Below are 16,783 nucleotides of genomic sequence, written 5' to 3'. Positions count from 1 at the left end.
CCTGCTGAAATGGTCGGGACCAAAGCAGAGTCCTGCATCCTTGCGCCTTGAAAAATTCGCCAATTGCGTATATCTATCCCCTAGCTAGGGAGTAATTAAATGACTGGCCAGTTTTCTTCCCGGGAAGTGGCGGCTCTTGCCGATGTATCCGTGCGGTCTGTCGACAAGGCGATCGAAGAGCGTGTCCTTGCCGGGATTCGCGCCAAGGCGCGCGGGCGGCGGCGCATGCTGCCGCTCCACGCTGTGCCCTACGCGGCGATCGTCACGCGTCTGCCGGTAACGCTTTCGCTTGCCACAAAGCGCGATCTTGTTCGCAGGCTCTCCGAACGTCCGGTGGCGAGCATGACGAGCGAGCCGCTCGAAATCGCGCCTGCGGTCGTCGTCGATATTCCCGCGCTCGTCGGTTCCGATCTCGCCGAACGTGCCGAGCGCTACAGCAAGGCGCGCGAAGACCACATTGTCACCGACCCAGAAATCATGGGCGGCACTCCGGTGCTGCGCGGCACGCGCATGACAGTCTATTCGGTTCTTGGCAGGCTCGAAGGTGGTGATAGTGTCGAGGATATTCTCGATGACAATCCACACCTGAGCCGCGAGGCAATTGAGACTGCCGCGCTTTATGCCCGGACCCATCCGCTGGTGGGGCGGCCGGGCGGGCGGCCCTGGGCGAAAGCGGCTTGAACCTTTTTATCGACGAGTGCCTGTCTCCACTGCTCGCCCGCGTTCTCACTGAAACGGGCGAGCATAGTGCAATTCATCCAAGAGACATGGGCCGCCTCGGCGAGCCTGATCACGTTGTCCTTTCCCGCTGCCTTGCCGAAGATCGGGTCATCGTCACCGAGAACGCCATCGATTTCCGCAAGCTGGTGGCACGCGAGGAGATACACCCTGGTCTTATCATCCTGCCTAGCGCTCGCCGAGATGATGCCCTTCGCCTTTTGCAGGAAGCCCTTGGATACCTCACAGAATGCGGGGTCCCGTCGGATGTGATGGTCAATCATGTCCTTGAGGTCTCCCTGGACGGGACCTTTCGGCTTTTCGAACTTCCCTGACGATGTGACGACTTCGCTATCGGGGGCTATCCACCGCACAACCTCAATATGACCTGCACCGCCCGCGTTGCTGCCAACCGGGCGTCCCTTTCGTTCCTGAAGTGTCGAAAGGGGAGGGGGGTTGGAGGGGTTGAGCCGTTCGGCTCGATCCATTCCGGCCATGAGGAGCCCTCCCGTGAACGATATCCAGATGATCCCGCTCAGCAAGCTGCGCTTGTCCGAGGCCAATGTCCGCAAGAACGACAGCAACCTCTTCATCGAGGAGCTTGCCGCCAATATCGAGGCCAAGGGCCTCCTGCAGAACCTGATCGTGGTGCCCGCCAAAAGGCGCGGGTTCTTCGACGTCACCGCCGGCGGCCGGCGGCTGCGCGCGCTCAATGCATTGCTTGAGGCGGGCAAGGTGGCCAAGACCCACGAAGTGCCTTGCAAGGTCATCGACACCGACAGCGCCGAGCAGTCCGAACTTTCGCTGATCGAGAACGTCATCCGCCTCGACATGACCCCGACCGACGAGATCCGCGCTTACAAGCACTTCGTCAACGAGGGCAGCGACCTCGACGCGATCGCCAAGCGGTTCGGCCGCACGCGACGGTTCATCGAGGGTCGCCTGCGCCTGGCTGATCTCGCCGATCCGATCTTCGCCGCACTCGAGGAAGGCCAGATCACGCTCGATGTTGCCAAGGCCTACGCGACCACGCCCAATCACGAACGCCAGATGATGGTGTGGAACGAACTGGCCGATTCCTGGCAGGGCAACCAGCCCGATTCGATCCGGCGCATGATCACCCACAGCGCTGTGCGCTCGTCCTCGCCGATGGCAAGGCTCGCCGGTGAAGCAGAATACCTCGCTGCGGGTGGCCGGATCGAGCGCGATCTCTTCACCGAGGACTCGAACGAGACCTGGATCGACGCCGAAATCGCCCAGCGCATCGCCGGCGAGAAACTCCAGGCTTTTGCAACAGAGGTCGCCGAGACTTCGGGCTATGCCTGGGTGCGCCCGGTTCTTGAAAGCCGAGTGCCCTATGCGGCAACCGAAGACCTGCACCAGGTCCATCTCGAACCCGCCCCGCTTACCGACAAGGAACAGGCCGAGGCCGACCGCCTACTCGAGACGATCTCCGCCCTCGAAGCCGAAAGCGACGGCCTTGATGAAGACGACGAGACTGCGGCTGCAGACTTCCAGTCACGCTGGGAAGCAGCGACCGAAGCGTACGACGCCCTTCACGACAAACCCCCGGTGATCCCCGAGGAGATGAAGGCTAACCTCGGCTGCTTCGTCATCGTGCGCGAGAACGGCGAGCCGGCCATTGCCCACGGCCTCTACAGCGACAAGCCGCTCGAGAAGCGCAAGGCGCGTGGCAGCGACGCCAGTGGCGAGGGTAGTGCGCCTGACGGAGGCGGCGATGCCGGATCGGCGCCCAAACCGCTTTCGCAGAAGCTGGTCGAGGAGCTCGCCGTGCAGCGCCGCGACATCCTCTCGGTCAACCTCGCAGCCAACCCGGCGATCGCGCTCGATTACATGATCTTCGCGATTGCCGATGCCGGGCTCACCTACGGCGCACAGGCGCTCGGCACCACGATCCGCGCGCCATCGCCCTCGCTCTACCTTGCCAGCTATCCGGAGTCTCCGGCGCACACGCTGATGGCCGACATGCGTGAGACGCTCGATACCGCCTGGACCGAACATGAGCGCACGGTCGAGAGGTTCACCGCGTTCAGCGCGCTCGATGACGAAGCCAAGGCCGCATGGCTGGCCTGGTGCGTTGCCCGTACGCTCGAAGCGAGCATGGGCGTGGCGCGCAAACCCGGCCAGTCCGGTCCCGAACCGATCGAACTCCACGATCATCTGGCATCGCTGATGGAGATCAACGTCGCCAATCACTGGCGGCCCACCTCGGCCAACTACTTCGACCGGGTGAGCAAGCAGACACTGCTCGCGCACGTCACCGAAGTGGGCGGACCGACCATGGCGGCAATCTTCATGGGCGCCAAGAAGGGCGACCTATCCGCATCCTGCAAGAAGCTGTTCGCCGGTGAGACCATCGTCGCGCCCGAGGTCAAGCAGGCAGCGCTGGCCTGGGTGCCTGAGGCGATGCGGTTCCGGGTGCTGGGTGACACCGGGGCAGGGGAGGCGCAGCCCGACGAAGGCGAAGGTGAATCTCCGAACGAAGCGCCCGAACCGGACGTCACAGATGCCGCCGATGAGGTCCGCGAAACGGTCGACGCCTGATTATCCGAATGCTTTGCTATCCCCGCCTGGCCAAGGTGCCGGGCGAGGATGGCTTGCGCCCCAACAACACGGGAGTATACCCATGACCCGTAAGCCACGACCTGACGTTGCGCAGGTCATCACTGACCTCATCCTCGAGAAGATCGCTGCAGGCACCGCGCCGTGGCTCAAGCCCTGGTCGGCGACCAGCACTCGCCCGATGCGACACAACGGGATTCCCTACACGGGGATCAACACGTTTTTCCTTTGGGCGGTGGCCGAGGCCTGCGGCTACGCCAGTCCCTACTGGATGACGTATAGGCAAGCTGCCGAACTTGGCGGGCAGGTCCGCAAGGGCGAGTCCGGTTCCTACAGCGTCTTCTACAGTACCGCCCACAAGACCGACACCGACCGGCAGACCGGCGAGACCACTGAAAAGACCATCCGGTTCATGAAATGGAACCACGTGTTCAATGCCAGCCAGATCGATGGCTTGCCGGCGCACTACTACCCGGAGCCACCGGACCCCAAAGCCATCGGCGAACTGTCGGCCGGCGTGCGTGACTTCCTCGATGCGATTCCGATCCGGGTCGTCCATGGCGGCAGCAGCGCGCATTACACGCCTTCGACAGACACGGTGACGCTGCCGCAGCCACAGGCGTTCCATTCAATCGAGGCGTACTTTTCGACCCGTTGCCATGAGCTATCTCACGCCTCAGGCCATGCCAAACGGCTCAATCGCCAGTTCGGCAAGCGCTTCGGTGATCAGGCCTATGCTTTCGAGGAAGTTGTGGCGAGCCTGGCGCAGTCGATCCTTTGCGCTGAATACGGCCTGCCGAACGAGCTGCACGACAGCCACGCTTCCTACATCGATCACTGGCTCAATATCATGCGCGGTGACAAGACCGCCATCCTCCATGCCGCGGCCAAGGCCGAGCAGGCGGTCCAGTGGCTGCGCCAGTTCGATCCCGCGCTTGCGGACCCTGAACGCAAGGCGGCCTGATCGCTGAGAGCACATCGCCAATCTCTTCAACCGCGCTCGCACGGCGAGCGGGAAGGGGAGGGGGTGGGCAGCCCATGCGCCTTTCCGGCGCAAGGGAGCCATGCGATGAACTACGATCTCGACTTCCGCTACCGCCGGGCGCTCCAGCCCGATGGGCTGTCAACGATCCCGACCGCGACCCAGGCAGTGATCGATGCAATGCAGGACGCGCGCAATGCCGGAATCGACCTGGCACGCGATCCGGCGACCATCCTGCTTGCCCGCCATGTCGGACGCATTGCGCTCGGCCACGCCCCAGATGCGACCTTCGCCGAAGATGCGCCGCTGCGCCGCCAATGCATCGAGCGGATCGACGAATTGAAGTCGAAGCCCGCGCTGGTGGCGCTCGCCCGACGCGGCGTGGGCTACGACCCGGAAGCCAAACGCGTGTTCCAGCGCGAAGCCCGCTCGGCGCTCAGGATTGCGGCACGGCAGCTGGGTCTTGGTGCCGACGACTATGACCTGCGTGTCAATCCAGGCGGCGTCGCCGTCTCGGGCGAGATCACGCTTCATGCCGATGCGATCTACATCCAGGTCGCGCTCTCCTGCATGGGTGCGGGCCGCGAGGTGATGTTCCGCCGCTGCAACGGGCGGCAGGACTATATCGGCGAGCGCAATCACTATTGCGACATCGCGGTGCTGGCCGTTCCGGTCCGCTTCCGCGCGACCGTGGTGCGCGAGACCCGCCTCGAACTCGAACCCCGACAAACCGAACTCGTATAGGAGGCCCCGATGGGTTGGCTCTCGATGACCGCATCAGGCATGGCGCCGCATGCCACGCCCAAGGCATATCTCGATGCCCAGTTCACATTCCCGCCTGACCTGGACAAGGGGCGGACCACGGGCCTGCGCGTGCTCAAGTCCTCGGTCCGTTCTGGCGCGTGGTACGCTGCCTGTCAGAGCTATGAGTCCGATGGCACCTCACTCGTCTTCGCGGCGATCTGCCTCATCCGCTGGAACCCCAAGGCGCGTGACGGCTACATCTTCGCATACAAGGACATGGAAGAATCCATGGGGCCGTATCGCTACGATTGCCCGGCTTCGATTCTTGACCTGCTCGATTCGCCGAGGAACGAACACGCCGCGCATTGGCGCGAACATTGCCGCCAGCGACTGGCGCTGACCTCGCGCCGCAAGCCCCGGCCCGGCGACACGCTGGTGCTTGCCGAAGCCCTGACGTTCACCGATGGCCACAGCGAACGAACGTTCCGCGTGGTTGCCTCTGGCAACAAGACGCGGCTGTGCCGCATGACCGACGGCGTAGGCGTGCGGATCACGAACCTGATGAGCCGTGCCTGGACCATCGTCCCGCCTCCAGCAGCTCCGCACGTGTCATGAGCGAACCTGCCTTATCCACTCGCTCGCCCAAGCGCGCGCGGCTGTGCAGTATCGAAAATGCCAACCGTGTCGCGAGCCAGGTCGCTGAACGTATGGCCGCCGACACCGCCGTGGTGAAGACCGGCAATCCCCTGCAACCATTCCGCGTCGTCCTGGCGAGCCGCGCTTCGCCCGCGCGCATCGTCACCCGCGTCGTCATCTCCAGCAACGATGACGAACCCATTCCCGCCTGACCCGGCAAGCGCCGGCAAGGAGGGGAGGGGGATCGGACCGGGCGATCAATTGCAAAAGGAGCATTTTTCCATGGCCCAGCCTGCCCAGGCATCATGCCTTTCCGCCGAACAGTCCCGCGCCGGCGAGATCGCCCGGCTCAACGATGCCGCGCGTGCCGGTACGCTTGCGAACTCCCGCATGGTGTTCACCCGCAATCTCGTCGACCTGCTTGCGGGCGACGCGGACGATGCGGCCATTGCGCAGGTGCGCCAATTTCAGAACCAGGCTGCATTGCTCCGCCTCGTTCGCGAAACCCCGATCGATCCGGGCAACGACCCCAACGGCGAGAGGGACTTCGGCGTGGTGACATTCCTTGATCGCAAGATCTTCTGGAAAGTCGATGTCTACGAGAACGACGGCACATTTGAGTGGGGCGCAGAGGCGCCGTGGGATGAGCAGACCAGCTACCGGGTGGTCACCGTCATGCTTGCGACCGACTACTGAGCCAGATGTCGCGCTATTCGCTCAAACCGCTTCCCAACCATGTCGACCTCTTCGAGGTCGCCCTGGGTTGGGACCCCGGGCTCGATACCTTCTTCGTCACCGTGTTCGCCGCAAGCGACGGCGCGCCCGATCCAGATGTGCGCCTGTGGCGCGGCACCACCTTCCGGGAAATCCCGAGCGCTTCCGCGCTGCTAGCGCTCGTCCGCGACTATGCCGAGGTGCCGGATGGTCTTGCTTCGCGCCTCGAGATCGACCGGCTGCGTAACCCTCATGATCAGACCCGGCCCATCAGCACGCTGATTGTCGGATTGCTGGGGGCAGGGCGGGGCGGTTCCCGGTGATCTCTCCGTGCCTCTCCTCAGAAGTGCTGCGGGCATGGCCCGCAGGTCTCGGCCTGACGGCCGGGAGGGAAGGGGGATGGAAGAATGGTGATCGGACAAGGGGTCCGGTCGCAATCAATCCTTCAAGGAGAACGTCCCCATGAATATCGGTGAAATCCGCAAGAACGCGAATGGCCAGCTGATCGGCTCTGTCGAAACGCTCACCATCACCCGCACCATCGGCCTTCGGCCGGTGAGCTCCAGCAACCCGCGCGCGCCCAAGTACGAGATCGTCGCGCTCAACGACCAGCGTCGCTGGGTCATCGTCGGCGCCCTGTTCGAACTCGCCTCGAACTCGACCGGCGAGATCTTCTACCAGGGCAAGATAGACGATCCGTCGATGTCGCAGCCGCTCTACATCGCCGTGTTCCCGCGCGAGGACGGCACCATGGCGGTCGCCTGGCAGCGTCCGCGTCGGCGCAACAGCCAGCTCGGCACTGCCGAATACGGCGAAGGCGACATGTTCGCTGGCGACGATGCCGGTTCCGACAGCGACAGCTCCGGCGACGGTCTCGGTGACAGCACCGCGACGCTCCCGGCAAAGCGCGGTCGTGGCAGCGCCAAGGACAGCGGCACCAGCGAAGACGAAGGCGCCCTGCCGCCGATGGTCGACGCCTGAGCCTGAACTGCTCCTCCGAAAGGACGGGGACCCAACCGCGGGTCCCCGTCCCCATGCAACGGCCGCAACCGCCCCACGCGGCCCGAGGCGGAACGTCGGCGCATCCCCCGCCCGACGTTCCGCCTCTTTATTTGCAGGGGAGGCTTTGGAGAATTCCGACAGGTCGAAGGGCTTGAACGCGTACATTGCAGCTATTCTATTTGGGGAAATGGAGCATAGTTGAGCGGGCATGCTCGCCTACCGGTTGTTCAACGCCGGTGGTGAAGTCGCCGATTTATCTGTCGTGATCTGGACGACCATCATTTTTGTCGCGAGAATGTCTCAGCAATATGAGGACATTATGGCTGACGACACCGCAGCATCACGCGATATTCATCTTCTGACGACCGATGCCTTGCTTGCCGATCTCATCGGCGGTCGAGCCGTCACACTTGGCAATGGAGAGCAATTAACACTGGCGTCGGACGACGCCCGCGCGGTGCTTGATTGGTATCGTCGCAACCGGGCCAAATGGCAGGGCAATTTGTCAGTGGGAGATACTGAGGCGGTCATCGACACGATCGGCACGCCACCTCCCACCATCTTGGCCACAGCAGATGCCGCGCCGGCTTCTCCGACCCGGGTGCTGCGGCTGGTTAGGGTTGAAGCGCACCGTTTTGCCGGGCTGCATGCCTATGGGCGCGTGACCGAACCGCCCGCCTCGTTCGTGTTCGAGCCTGGCAAGCCGATCACATTGCTCGAGGGCGTCAATGGGTCTGGCAAGACCTCGATCGCGAATGCTCTTGTCTGGTGCCTTACCGGTCAACTGATCCGCTCGCAGCGTGCCCCAGAGGATGGGACTCTTGATTTTGCGTGTGAGATCGCGAGGGACGATCACAGCGTCAGCACCCATCCGATGTCGGCCATCACGCCGATGCCCCAAAAATCAACCGAACTACCCCCCGACGGGCAACCTATCCCGGCGGACAGCTGGGTTGAGGTTACCTTTGCCGATGGCGACGGCGCGCCTCTGCCCCCGCTCCGGCGCAGCCAGACCCGGTCATCGCGCGGAAAGCTCAATGAGACTCCGCCCGACCTCGACGGAATCGATCCGATCGCGTGGCGGATCGCCACAACGATGCCTGCACTGCTGCCGTTTCTGGCGGTAGGCTCGGCATCCCAACTTGGCGAATCCGTGGCGCGCCTGACCGGACTTGCAGACCTCGTCGATCTCGCGAAGCATACCGAGAAAATGGCAGTGCGGATCAGGAAGACAGCGACGCCGGAGCTCGAATCCCAGCGCGATGGAATCGCAGACCAGTATCAGCAGGCTGTCGACGATCTCGCCGCCGTCATCGCCGAGACACCGGCAATTGCATTTGAAGGTGACGCGCCTGCCGTGACCGATGCGCAAGCCAGAGACCGGATTGGCGCGATTGGCACGCATTTTGTCGATCTGAAGGCAGCGGCGCTTAGGAATGCGCAGGAAGTTCTGGGCGACGGCTTCGACGCCGAGAATAAACAGGCGCGCGATGACCTTGAAGCGAGTATCCTGCCTGCTATCGAACGGCTGAAAACTGCGGGCGAGCTACCATCGATTGCCCGACTATCATCGCTCTCGGTGGACTCCAATGATGTCGCCGCGGTCGTCGCTTTGCTGGCGCAGGTAGAGGCCGAAGCCACAACCTTGGCACAGCTGGAGAGTGCCCCCGATCGCGCGCGCCGTGCGCAGCTCTACGCCAAGGTTTCCACTTGGATGCATGACCATGAGCATGTCGACGACGGCACCTGTCCCGTCTGTATTGGCCAACTCCACGGTGCCTGTGACCCGGTATCTGGCAACCCGGTTTCCGATCACCTCGCCGATGCTGCGCGCGACCGTGAAGTGGTCGCGCGGACTATCGCGGAATGGTCGGCGCACTGGTGCGGGCATCTCATTCAGGAACTACCGGTTGCGATCGGCAAAGAGGCGCGAGGCGATCTGCCGGCTACACCAGCCACACTGCTGCGGGCAGGCCTGGCGGACGAGCTTTTCGCGACCGAGCCTTTCCGTGGCGTTCTCGTCGCCCTGCAACCGGACGCAATCAAGCTGATCGACGAGCGCATCGCGAAGCTCCCCACCTTCACCGAACCGGCCGCCCGCCTGCTGCCTGTCGCGCTGGCGACCGGTGCCGCGGGGCTTCAACAGATGATCGACCGCACAGTGCGTGCGCTTGCCTTCGCCGAATGGCGCGCAGCGAACGGTGGGGCGATCAATAGCTTCGTTCAAGCAGTCAGGCGTGGCGAGGACGGCGCCGCTGACGCAGATCGAGCGATTGGTGTCCGCCTATCCACGCTGCGAGGGATCGTCGCCGGCGCGGCGCCGCTGAATGCAGCGATCGAACAGACCCGGCGTATGGAGACGGCGCGCGGCAACCATGCCGCTAAGACTACGCGGATTGCCGCCTGCGGGCGAGCAGCAACTGCTCTCGATCTGCTCGTTCCTCTCGGTAACCTTGCACAGACGCAGGTCGATACGTTGCGTCGGACGCTACACGACCGGTCAGAACACTGGCGTACTTCGATCTACCGCAACGCGACGACATTCGCCCCGGATCTGACCGACACAGGTATGAATGCGCGTGGCGTGCTGGAACTAACCGTTGGCCGCGACGGTGTGACCGCGCCTGCCCAGCACATCTCCAATGCATCGGCGCTGCGCGGCGCGCTGCTCGGCTTTTTCCTTGCATTTCGTGAGCATGTGCTTGCGACACGCGGAGGACTGGCACTGCTCGTACTCGACGACCCGCAGGAACTGCTGGACCACGATAATCGTCAGCGGCTCGCACATGGCCTGGCGAGCGTCGCGGCAGCCGGCGCACAGTTGCTGGTCACCACGCACGACCGGCGGTTCGCCCGATCACTCGTCGCCGAATGCCGTTCCGACGACCGCGTTGAGCATCTATCGGTGCATCCAGTGAATACCGTGCGTCCAACACTCAGCCTGTCGCCCGCAATCGAAGAAGTGGATCGGCGACGGCAGGAATTTCTGGCAGTAGAAGACGGCGCGTCGGAGGCGCAGACATATGCATCTGACGTCCGAGTGTTTCTCGAAGCGCGGCTCGGCGACCTCTTCGACGACCTGGTGGAGCCCGCTCATGCCACTGCATCGCGGGCGTTGACGCTATTCCCGCTGGTTGATCGATTGCGTGGATTAATTAACAGCGGAAGTGGCGAGCTGTTCACCAACCCTGTTCTCAAGCGGTTCGTGGACGATCCGGGGCTTGCCGAAGGTGCGGCGCCACGCCAGGTGCTCAATACCTCCCATCACGACAAAGCATCGCTGACCTATATGGACGTGAAGCATGTGGATGCGGATCTTGTGCGACTGCGTGGTTCGATCGAGAAGGTTCATGAGCAATTCCGCCTGCATCGTTGGCGCGAACCGCTCGCGCCCGCCGGTCCCGCTATCGACAACCTCGTGGCGCTACCTTTTATGGAGCAGCCCACGTTCTCGGTATCCATCTATCCTGATATCGCAGCGTTCGTCGGCGCGGCACCCGCTGGCGGCTCGCAAGACTTTGACATGGAGCTGCTCGACGGACATTGGTTCGATGGCAAAGCTCTATACTACATTCGTGGCGAGAGCCTCGGCTTCGCCATTCCGGCCGGTGCGCTCGCCATCGTCGAGGCAGAACCCTATCCCGGCCGCGACCGGAATTTGGTAGTAGCTCTATACCGCGAACAGGTGCTGGCTCGCCGTATGGCCAAATCATCTGGCTCGCTGGGCGTTTCGTTATCTGCGCAGATGCCAGATCCGCGCCGCGGGCGACCAACGATGACATATGATGAGAGCAAGGTGCGCCTTCACCGCATCGTCGGTGCGATCTTCACTGCGATGCCGCCACCGGTTGGCGGCGGCGAAGCGACAGCGGTTGAGAGTGCTCCGGAACTCACCCGGATCGAGACTGCGTATCGCGTCCGGGAGGAAAGCGCGGTGCCCCTGGCACTGCCTGGTCAGATCGTTCTGGGTGGTGCCGAACTTACCGCAACAGATCTAGACGGTTGGGAAGGTCGGCTAGTTGCGGTCACGCTCGACGACGGCACGAGCCTCTTCAAACGCGTCGGCGTGCGCCTCGCAGGTAACCTCGCTCACCTCCGCCAGTTCGAGACGATCGGCGGTCTCGGTGCGTCGATCGTGATCGCAACAGAAGCAATCGAAGGCGAACAAGGAGCTCCACTAATGATTTCCGCGCGTCAGGTGCTGGGAGTGCTTTACGATTGAAGATATCGACCACGCCTCGCCTTTGCGGGCCGTTCGAGTACCGCCGAAGCAGGATTAGGTTCAGCCTATCCTGACCTCGATCTGGCTGCCGTTGACACCCTTGTGCACGGTGAAACCATTGGGGACTGCCTGCTGGACCAACGGCACATGCGAAATCAGCCCTACAGCTCGTCGCTCACCTACGATATTCTGGAGAACTTGCAGGACCTGATCCAGCGTGCCAGCGTCGTTTTCAGTGTCGAGGCTGCCAAAGCCCTCGTCGATGAAAATCGTATCCAGTCTTATGGCTCCATTGGTCATTTCCACGATGTCAGAAAGTCCCAAAGCCAGCGACAGGGCTGCAATGAAGGTTTCGCCGCCTGACAGGGTAATGATTTCGCGCGCCCGGCCAGTCTCGATGTCGTGAACCCGCACATCGAGCCCCCGCTTCGACCGCCCACCGACACTGACTGTGTCGCGTTCGAAACGATATCGACCACCAGTCATGGGATCGAGCCTCAGATTAGCGGCTTCAAGGACCTGATCAAACATCGCGCCAATGGCAAAGGTCTCAAGGGTAGTGCGTAGCTCGTTCTGCCCGTCAAAGGCTTCGGCCAGACCGCGCAGCGAGCCAGAACTTTGCTCGAGATCCTGCAGATTCTTCAATTCATCAGCCAGGCTCGTTTGCAGATCGATGAGCGATTGATGCTTCTGCCGTGCTCCAGCGCTGTTCCTTGCAGCTTCATCGGCTGCTGCCTGCGCTTGAACGCAGTTGAGCCGAAATGGCTCCAGGCTGGGCCGTTGGGCACTACCAACAGCATTCCTTGCTGCTGACAGTCGCCCCCGCGCTCCCGCCAGTTCCTTGTCGAATTTGGCAATCGTCTCCTCCAGCTCTCCAATCAATTCGATGTCGGGAATGGCAGAGCGATAGACCGCCTCGGAGATGTCGAGTTCGACGAGGCGGCTCTCAAATCCGGCCTGCTTTCTCGCGATGTCGTCCGCGCAATCCTTGAGCGAGACCTGCGCGCTCTGCTTGGCCGCTTCGGCTTTGATCTGCGCGGCTTGGTCACTCTGTTGTTGCGCGATCGCGTCGGTGATTGCCTTCTTGCGCAGATCAAGTTCACCGGTCGTGGCTTCAATCGCGGCCTGCAGCGCAGCCGGGTCCCGCAATTCTTCCGGGACCGACGCGATGCGGTCCGTATAAGCCTGGCGGGCAACGGCTTCGGCAGTCGTTGCTTCGCTCAGAGCGGAGTTGGCCTGCTGGAGCTTGGCAGTTGTTGTAAGCTTTCGCTCACGCAGTTCCTCGACTTCCTTCGCGAGAAGCGTAACATCGGCGACCTCACCGAGTTCCTCGATTGCATCGACAGCCAGCCGATAGTCAGTATCGATCTCGTCGATGCCGCGCCGGGGCGCCGGAAGATCGGAAATTGTTGCCCGGCGCGCCTCCAAGGTTGCAGTTGCCGAACTGACGCGTGATTGAGCCTCGCGATCAAGTTTTGCCGCGGCGATGGAAGCGGACTGGGCGCCTCGCCACGCCTTCTCAAGCAGCGCTGCATCGCCTGCGCCTTGAGCTGGCTGAGGATGATCGCCGGCACCGCAAACCGGGCAAGGCATACCGTCTTCCAGCCGCTCAGCGAGGATGCTGGCTTGCGCAGAAATGAACTCATGTTCGCGTGCGGTTTCATCTTCCTCCGCGCTACGATGGCGGGCTTGCGCATCCAAAGCAGCTGTCGAGGCCGCTTCGAGATCAGCCTGTGCCTGTTCCGCAGCCTCGCTTGCACGCAGATGAGCATTTGCACTGTCCAGTTCACGCTTCAGCTTGTCTCGCTCACCGATCAATCGCTGCCGCTCGACGGTGTTCCTCTGGGCAACAGCGTGCGAGTCAGACTTCTCATCGAAGCTCTGCTCGGCCTTCTGATGGTTGCAAGCTGCTTGCTCATGTACCTGCTTGGCTCCGTTCAGCGCACTGAGGGCATTTTCATGCTGCCTGTGCCGCTCTGAAGAATCGACCAGAACCTGCTTGTGCCGATCCAGTTCATCGATCTTCCGGGCCAGGCCGTCGAGTTCATGCTCGCGGGAGCGGAGATCATCCAGTTTCGCAGTAGCCGCCAATGCAGCGCCGCGTGCCCGCGTTGCTTCTCCTGCGGCGTTGGCCAGTGCAGTTTCGGCCGCGGCATGGCGCGTGCGAGCGTCAGCGAGGCTGTTGTCGAGATCTGCCATCCGGCGCGCCAGCTCGGCCTTGGATTTGCGGGCACGCCTGGTCTCGAACTCAGTGATTTCGCCTTCGAGCACCTTCAAGGCTGCGTCTGCTGCGTCCACCTCGCCAAACAATCTCTCCTGAGCCTGGGCTGCAGCAAATGCGCTGTTCGCGGCGTTGAGTGCCGCAGTTGTTTCAGCCACAGTCAGTCGGCTCAATTCATATCGTTCGAGTGCTGACGCGATGCCGGCGCCGAGTTCATCCGAGCTGGCAAAGCCTTCGGCATGGAGTCGTTGCCCGTTCAATCGATAGCCATCCTCGATTTCGCGCCGTACTTCCGCTGCATCGGCCTTGAGCTTTTCGGTGAGCCTCCGGTAGAGCGATACGTCAAACAGTTCGCGCAGGATTTCGAGCCGGTCTTTGCTGTTGGAGACCAGGAAACGCTCGAACCGGCCCTGAGGCAGCAGCACAATCTGGCGAAACTGCTGCGCGCCATAGCCGAGCAGTTCTTCAATATGCCTCACAACATCGCTGACTTTGCGTTCGGCGATCGGGGTGCCGCAACAATCCGGACCGACATCGTCGACAGCGATCTCCGACACGTCGAACAGCCATGCCGCGTGCGCCTGCATAGTCTGTCCTTCCCCTCGGCTCTTGGGACGAGTTTGATCGGGGATGCGCCGGACAAAATATCGTTTCTCGCCGAGTTCGAATTGCAGGCTGACCTCGGTCAGTAGTGCCTCCGGTGCGAAATCCGACCGCATCGTGCCGATGCCCTGCTCTTCTTTCGCGCCTTCGCCAAACAGGGCAAAGGCGATCGCGCTGAAGATCGACGACTTACCCGATCCGGTTGGCCCATAGATACCGAAGAGGCCCGCGTCCGTGGCTTCGCGGAAATCAATGGTTTCGACCCCGCCGTAAGGGCCGAAAGCGCTGATGATCAGTTTGACCGGCCTCATTGCCCTTCCTCCGTTGTCTCGAACGCATGAAGGGCGGAGGCGACAATCCCTGCCTCCGTCTCTGACAGCGCGTCACCGCGGACGAATTCGAGGAATGTCGAGGCCAGTGTTTGTGGATCGTCGATTGCCGCCCGCTGTTCTTCGAGACGCTGTGCGACGGGCCGCTCATTGCGGTCATAAGCGAGTTGGACCGCATTCGGGTAGAACTCCCGGATCCTTTTCATTGGGTCTATCTGCGGTGTCTCATCGGTCAGAACGACACGCACGAGATCATGAGAAACCCCGGTTGCTGCCAGCAGTTCCAGAAGCTTGCCGCGGATTGATCGCACCTGCCGCAGCGGTTTGATGGGCATCACCGTCACCTCGACGCTGCCGTCAGGTGCAAGATCGATCAGACTGACGGACTTTTCCTGACCTTCTTCGTCAAAACCGAAGGCCAGTGGTGCGCCGGAATATCGGATATGATCGTGTCCCACCGATTGCGGGCGGTGCAGGTGCCCAAGCGCAACATAATGCGCGCGGTCGAATGCAGTCGCCGATACCGTTTCGATCCCGCCAACCGTCCGCACTAGAGGACGCTCGCTTTCGCTCGTCGCCGCGCCATCGACGAATGCATGGGCAACGACGACCCAGCGCATATCGTCGCCGATGTGCTTGCGCGCACTCGCAATCTGAGCGCGGATGACATCGGCAGGAGAGGCAATTCCGTCGTCTTCGAAGCACAGTCGCGCCGCATATTCGAATGCGAAAGGCAAAGCCGAGATCGCCACCGGACCATGGGCGTCAGAGATGATCAACGGCCTTTCGTCTTCATCCAATGGCCCTCGCACGATTGCCTCACCATCGTTTGCGAGAACGCCCATTGCTCCGATCTGCGCAGCGGAGTCATGGTTGCCTGCGATCAGGACGATGGCGGCGTCGGAGATTGCTCGTACCGTCGTCAGGAATTCGGAAAGCCGTCTGATCGCGCCTTGGGGTGGGTTGGCCCGGTCGAAAATGTCACCGGCGACGATCACGACGTCCGGACGATGATCATCGATGATCGAAAGGATTTGGACGAGGACGTGGTCGTGATCTTCCTCCAGGCTCAGACCATGGAACTGGCGACCCAAATGCCAATCACTCGTGTGTAAGATGCGCATTTATCGGTCCTCGAATCTCTATATGTATAAAAATTATATGGACAGTGAGGGGCGAGTCAAGTAGCGTTCGACCCGATGAATGGTTCTGCACTCAAACCAGCGATGCTCGCCCGACTGGTCTATCTTGACCAATGCCTGACGTGGCGCGGGCAAGTGAACCGTAAGGACCTGATAGAGCGCTTCGGCATTTCTTCCCCTCAGGCCGCGATCGATTTCAGGGAGTATCTGGAGCGGGTCGCGGAGCCGAAGCCGGGCTATGACACGGTCCGCAAATGCTATGTGGCTAATTGCGAACATGTTGGATTGCCGTTCCCTCACGACACCGGCTCGCCCGATGAGCTAATTGCTGGCGCTGCTGGGGATGACTTCTCGCGCTTGCCGTCACCCGTGCGACAGTGTCCGCCTTTCATCATGCGCCAGCTTTATCAGGCAATCGAGCAGCAGCTAAAGATCGAATTTGACTATGTTTCCATGTCGAGCGGGCTGCGCCAGAACCAATGGATCGCACCGGCTCATTTTGCATCGGACGGTGAGCGATTGCACGTCCGGGCATGGAGTTTCCACCATCAGGAATGGCGTGACTACCTTCCCATCCGCGTGCTGCCTGAAAGCAGCTTCATAACCGAACCGATAGACGAGGCGCTTCCGCGAGATACTGACTGGGAAGACCTGATTGAGATACGCCTCAGGCCGCTGAGCGGCCTTTCGGAGGCGCAGAAGGCCGCTGTCCGACTGGAATACGGCTTCACAGAGGATGTCCTGAGCTTTCAGGTTCGAAAGTCGCTGGAGTTTTACTTCGAGCGGCGTTGGGGCCTCAACCGACCGGGAGCGAGATTGGAACGATGTTAGATTCTGGCGGATGCGAACGTCAGTTTGGAGGTGGCCATGGCAGAAAGCGCAACCATC

14 protein-coding genes are annotated in these 16,783 nt (G+C 61.9%); 12 read left to right on the top strand and 2 right to left on the bottom strand.

Translation table 11 applies throughout. The features are described from left to right. The first annotated feature begins 99 nt into the window (after window positions 1-99). From AB433_RS19165 to AB433_RS19115, 11 genes are all read left to right on the top strand, one after another. Window positions 100-681 carry a DUF433 domain-containing protein gene (locus AB433_RS19165; protein ID WP_047824584.1) on the top strand — a complete coding sequence of 194 codons (582 nt, stop codon included), beginning with the start codon at window positions 100-102 and terminating at the stop codon, window positions 679-681. After that, window positions 678-1,052, top strand: coding sequence for a DUF5615 family PIN-like protein (locus tag AB433_RS19160; protein WP_053059307.1), 375 nt, complete (start codon window positions 678-680; stop codon window positions 1,050-1,052). Before AB433_RS19165 ends, AB433_RS19160 begins: the two co-directional genes overlap by 4 nt. Before the next feature lie 175 nt (window positions 1,053-1,227). Further along, window positions 1,228-3,282, top strand: a complete 2,055-nt coding sequence (locus AB433_RS19155) for a ParB/RepB/Spo0J family partition protein (protein ID WP_053059306.1) — start codon at window positions 1,228-1,230, stop codon at window positions 3,280-3,282. An 82-nt stretch (window positions 3,283-3,364) separates the two neighbouring features. After that, window positions 3,365-4,264 (top strand): ArdC family protein, encoded by a 900-nt coding sequence (locus tag AB433_RS19150; protein ID WP_047824580.1) that lies wholly within the window; start codon window positions 3,365-3,367, stop codon window positions 4,262-4,264. 105 nt (window positions 4,265-4,369) lie between these two features. Continuing rightward, window positions 4,370-5,026, top strand: coding sequence for a hypothetical protein (locus tag AB433_RS19145; RefSeq protein WP_047824578.1), 657 nt, complete (start codon window positions 4,370-4,372; stop codon window positions 5,024-5,026). A 9-nt stretch (window positions 5,027-5,035) separates the two neighbouring features. Then, window positions 5,036-5,641 carry a DUF6927 domain-containing protein gene (locus tag AB433_RS20910; RefSeq protein ID WP_047824704.1) on the top strand — a complete coding sequence of 202 codons (606 nt, stop codon included), beginning with the start codon at window positions 5,036-5,038 and terminating at the stop codon, window positions 5,639-5,641. Next, window positions 5,638-5,874, top strand: a complete 237-nt coding sequence (locus tag AB433_RS19135) for a hypothetical protein (RefSeq protein WP_047824576.1) — start codon at window positions 5,638-5,640, stop codon at window positions 5,872-5,874. Before AB433_RS20910 ends, AB433_RS19135 begins: the two co-directional genes overlap by 4 nt. Window positions 5,875-5,944: 70 nt before the next feature. Beyond that, window positions 5,945-6,358: a DUF3768 domain-containing protein gene (locus AB433_RS19130; RefSeq protein WP_047824574.1), complete on the top strand. Its 414-nt coding sequence runs from the start codon at window positions 5,945-5,947 to the stop codon at window positions 6,356-6,358. A 5-nt stretch (window positions 6,359-6,363) separates the two neighbouring features. After that, window positions 6,364-6,699: a hypothetical protein gene (locus AB433_RS19125; protein ID WP_047824702.1), complete on the top strand. Its 336-nt coding sequence runs from the start codon at window positions 6,364-6,366 to the stop codon at window positions 6,697-6,699. Window positions 6,700-6,838: 139 nt separating this feature from the next. Further along, the gene (locus AB433_RS19120) at window positions 6,839-7,357 is read left to right on the top strand and encodes a DUF736 domain-containing protein (protein ID WP_047824571.1); all 519 of its coding nucleotides are present in this window, start codon (window positions 6,839-6,841) and stop codon (window positions 7,355-7,357) included. 229 nt (window positions 7,358-7,586) lie between these two features. Further along, complete coding sequence (locus AB433_RS19115; protein ID WP_245626771.1) at window positions 7,587-11,600, top strand: ATP-binding protein; 4,014 nt, start codon at window positions 7,587-7,589, stop codon at window positions 11,598-11,600. Window positions 11,601-11,660: 60 nt separating this feature from the next. On the opposite strand, the gene AB433_RS19110 is transcribed toward AB433_RS19115, so the two are convergent. Together AB433_RS19110 and AB433_RS19105 are read right to left on the bottom strand one after the other, a co-directional pair. Further along, entirely contained in the window at window positions 11,661-14,735 is a 3,075-nt protein-coding gene (locus tag AB433_RS19110) for an AAA family ATPase (RefSeq protein WP_047824701.1), read from the bottom strand. After that, entirely contained in the window at window positions 14,732-15,877 is a 1,146-nt protein-coding gene (locus tag AB433_RS19105) for an exonuclease SbcCD subunit D (RefSeq protein ID WP_047824698.1), read from the bottom strand. The genes AB433_RS19110 and AB433_RS19105 overlap by 4 nt, the downstream gene beginning before the upstream one ends. A 102-nt stretch (window positions 15,878-15,979) precedes the next feature. Between AB433_RS19105 and AB433_RS19100 the strand changes: the two genes are divergently transcribed. Further along, window positions 15,980-16,726 (top strand): BrxR family transcriptional regulator, encoded by a 747-nt coding sequence (locus AB433_RS19100; protein ID WP_053059309.1) that lies wholly within the window; start codon window positions 15,980-15,982, stop codon window positions 16,724-16,726. Window positions 16,727-16,783 lie beyond the last annotated feature (57 nt).

The sequence above is a fragment of the Croceicoccus naphthovorans genome (genome assembly GCF_001028705.1).
Lineage (GTDB): Bacteria > Pseudomonadota > Alphaproteobacteria > Sphingomonadales > Sphingomonadaceae > Croceicoccus > Croceicoccus naphthovorans.
This window is presented reverse-complemented; position numbering and strand designations above follow the sequence as displayed.

Excerpts from the sequence above, each read along its gene's own strand:
- AB433_RS19135 (WP_047824576.1), top strand. The coding sequence starts at position 5,638 with ATGAGCGAACCTGCCTTATCCACTCGCTCGCCCAAGCGCGCGCGGCTG.
- AB433_RS19130 (WP_047824574.1), top strand. The coding sequence starts at position 5,945 with ATGGCCCAGCCTGCCCAGGCATCATGCCTTTCCGCCGAACAGTCCCGC.
- AB433_RS19120 (WP_047824571.1), top strand. The coding sequence starts at position 6,839 with ATGAATATCGGTGAAATCCGCAAGAACGCGAATGGCCAGCTGATCGGC.
- AB433_RS19150 (WP_047824580.1), top strand. The coding sequence starts at position 3,365 with ATGACCCGTAAGCCACGACCTGACGTTGCGCAGGTCATCACTGACCTC.
- AB433_RS19145 (WP_047824578.1), top strand. The coding sequence starts at position 4,370 with ATGAACTACGATCTCGACTTCCGCTACCGCCGGGCGCTCCAGCCCGAT.
- AB433_RS19125 (WP_047824702.1), top strand. The coding sequence starts at position 6,364 with ATGTCGCGCTATTCGCTCAAACCGCTTCCCAACCATGTCGACCTCTTC.
- AB433_RS19165 (WP_047824584.1), top strand. The coding sequence starts at position 100 with ATGACTGGCCAGTTTTCTTCCCGGGAAGTGGCGGCTCTTGCCGATGTA.
- AB433_RS19105 (WP_047824698.1), bottom strand. The coding sequence starts at position 15,877 with ATGCGCATCTTACACACGAGTGATTGGCATTTGGGTCGCCAGTTCCAT.
- AB433_RS19110 (WP_047824701.1), bottom strand. The coding sequence starts at position 14,735 with ATGAGGCCGGTCAAACTGATCATCAGCGCTTTCGGCCCTTACGGCGGG.
- AB433_RS20910 (WP_047824704.1), top strand. The coding sequence starts at position 5,036 with ATGGGTTGGCTCTCGATGACCGCATCAGGCATGGCGCCGCATGCCACG.
- AB433_RS19100 (WP_053059309.1), top strand. The coding sequence starts at position 15,980 with ATGCTCGCCCGACTGGTCTATCTTGACCAATGCCTGACGTGGCGCGGG.
- AB433_RS19115 (WP_245626771.1), top strand. The coding sequence starts at position 7,587 with ATGCTCGCCTACCGGTTGTTCAACGCCGGTGGTGAAGTCGCCGATTTA.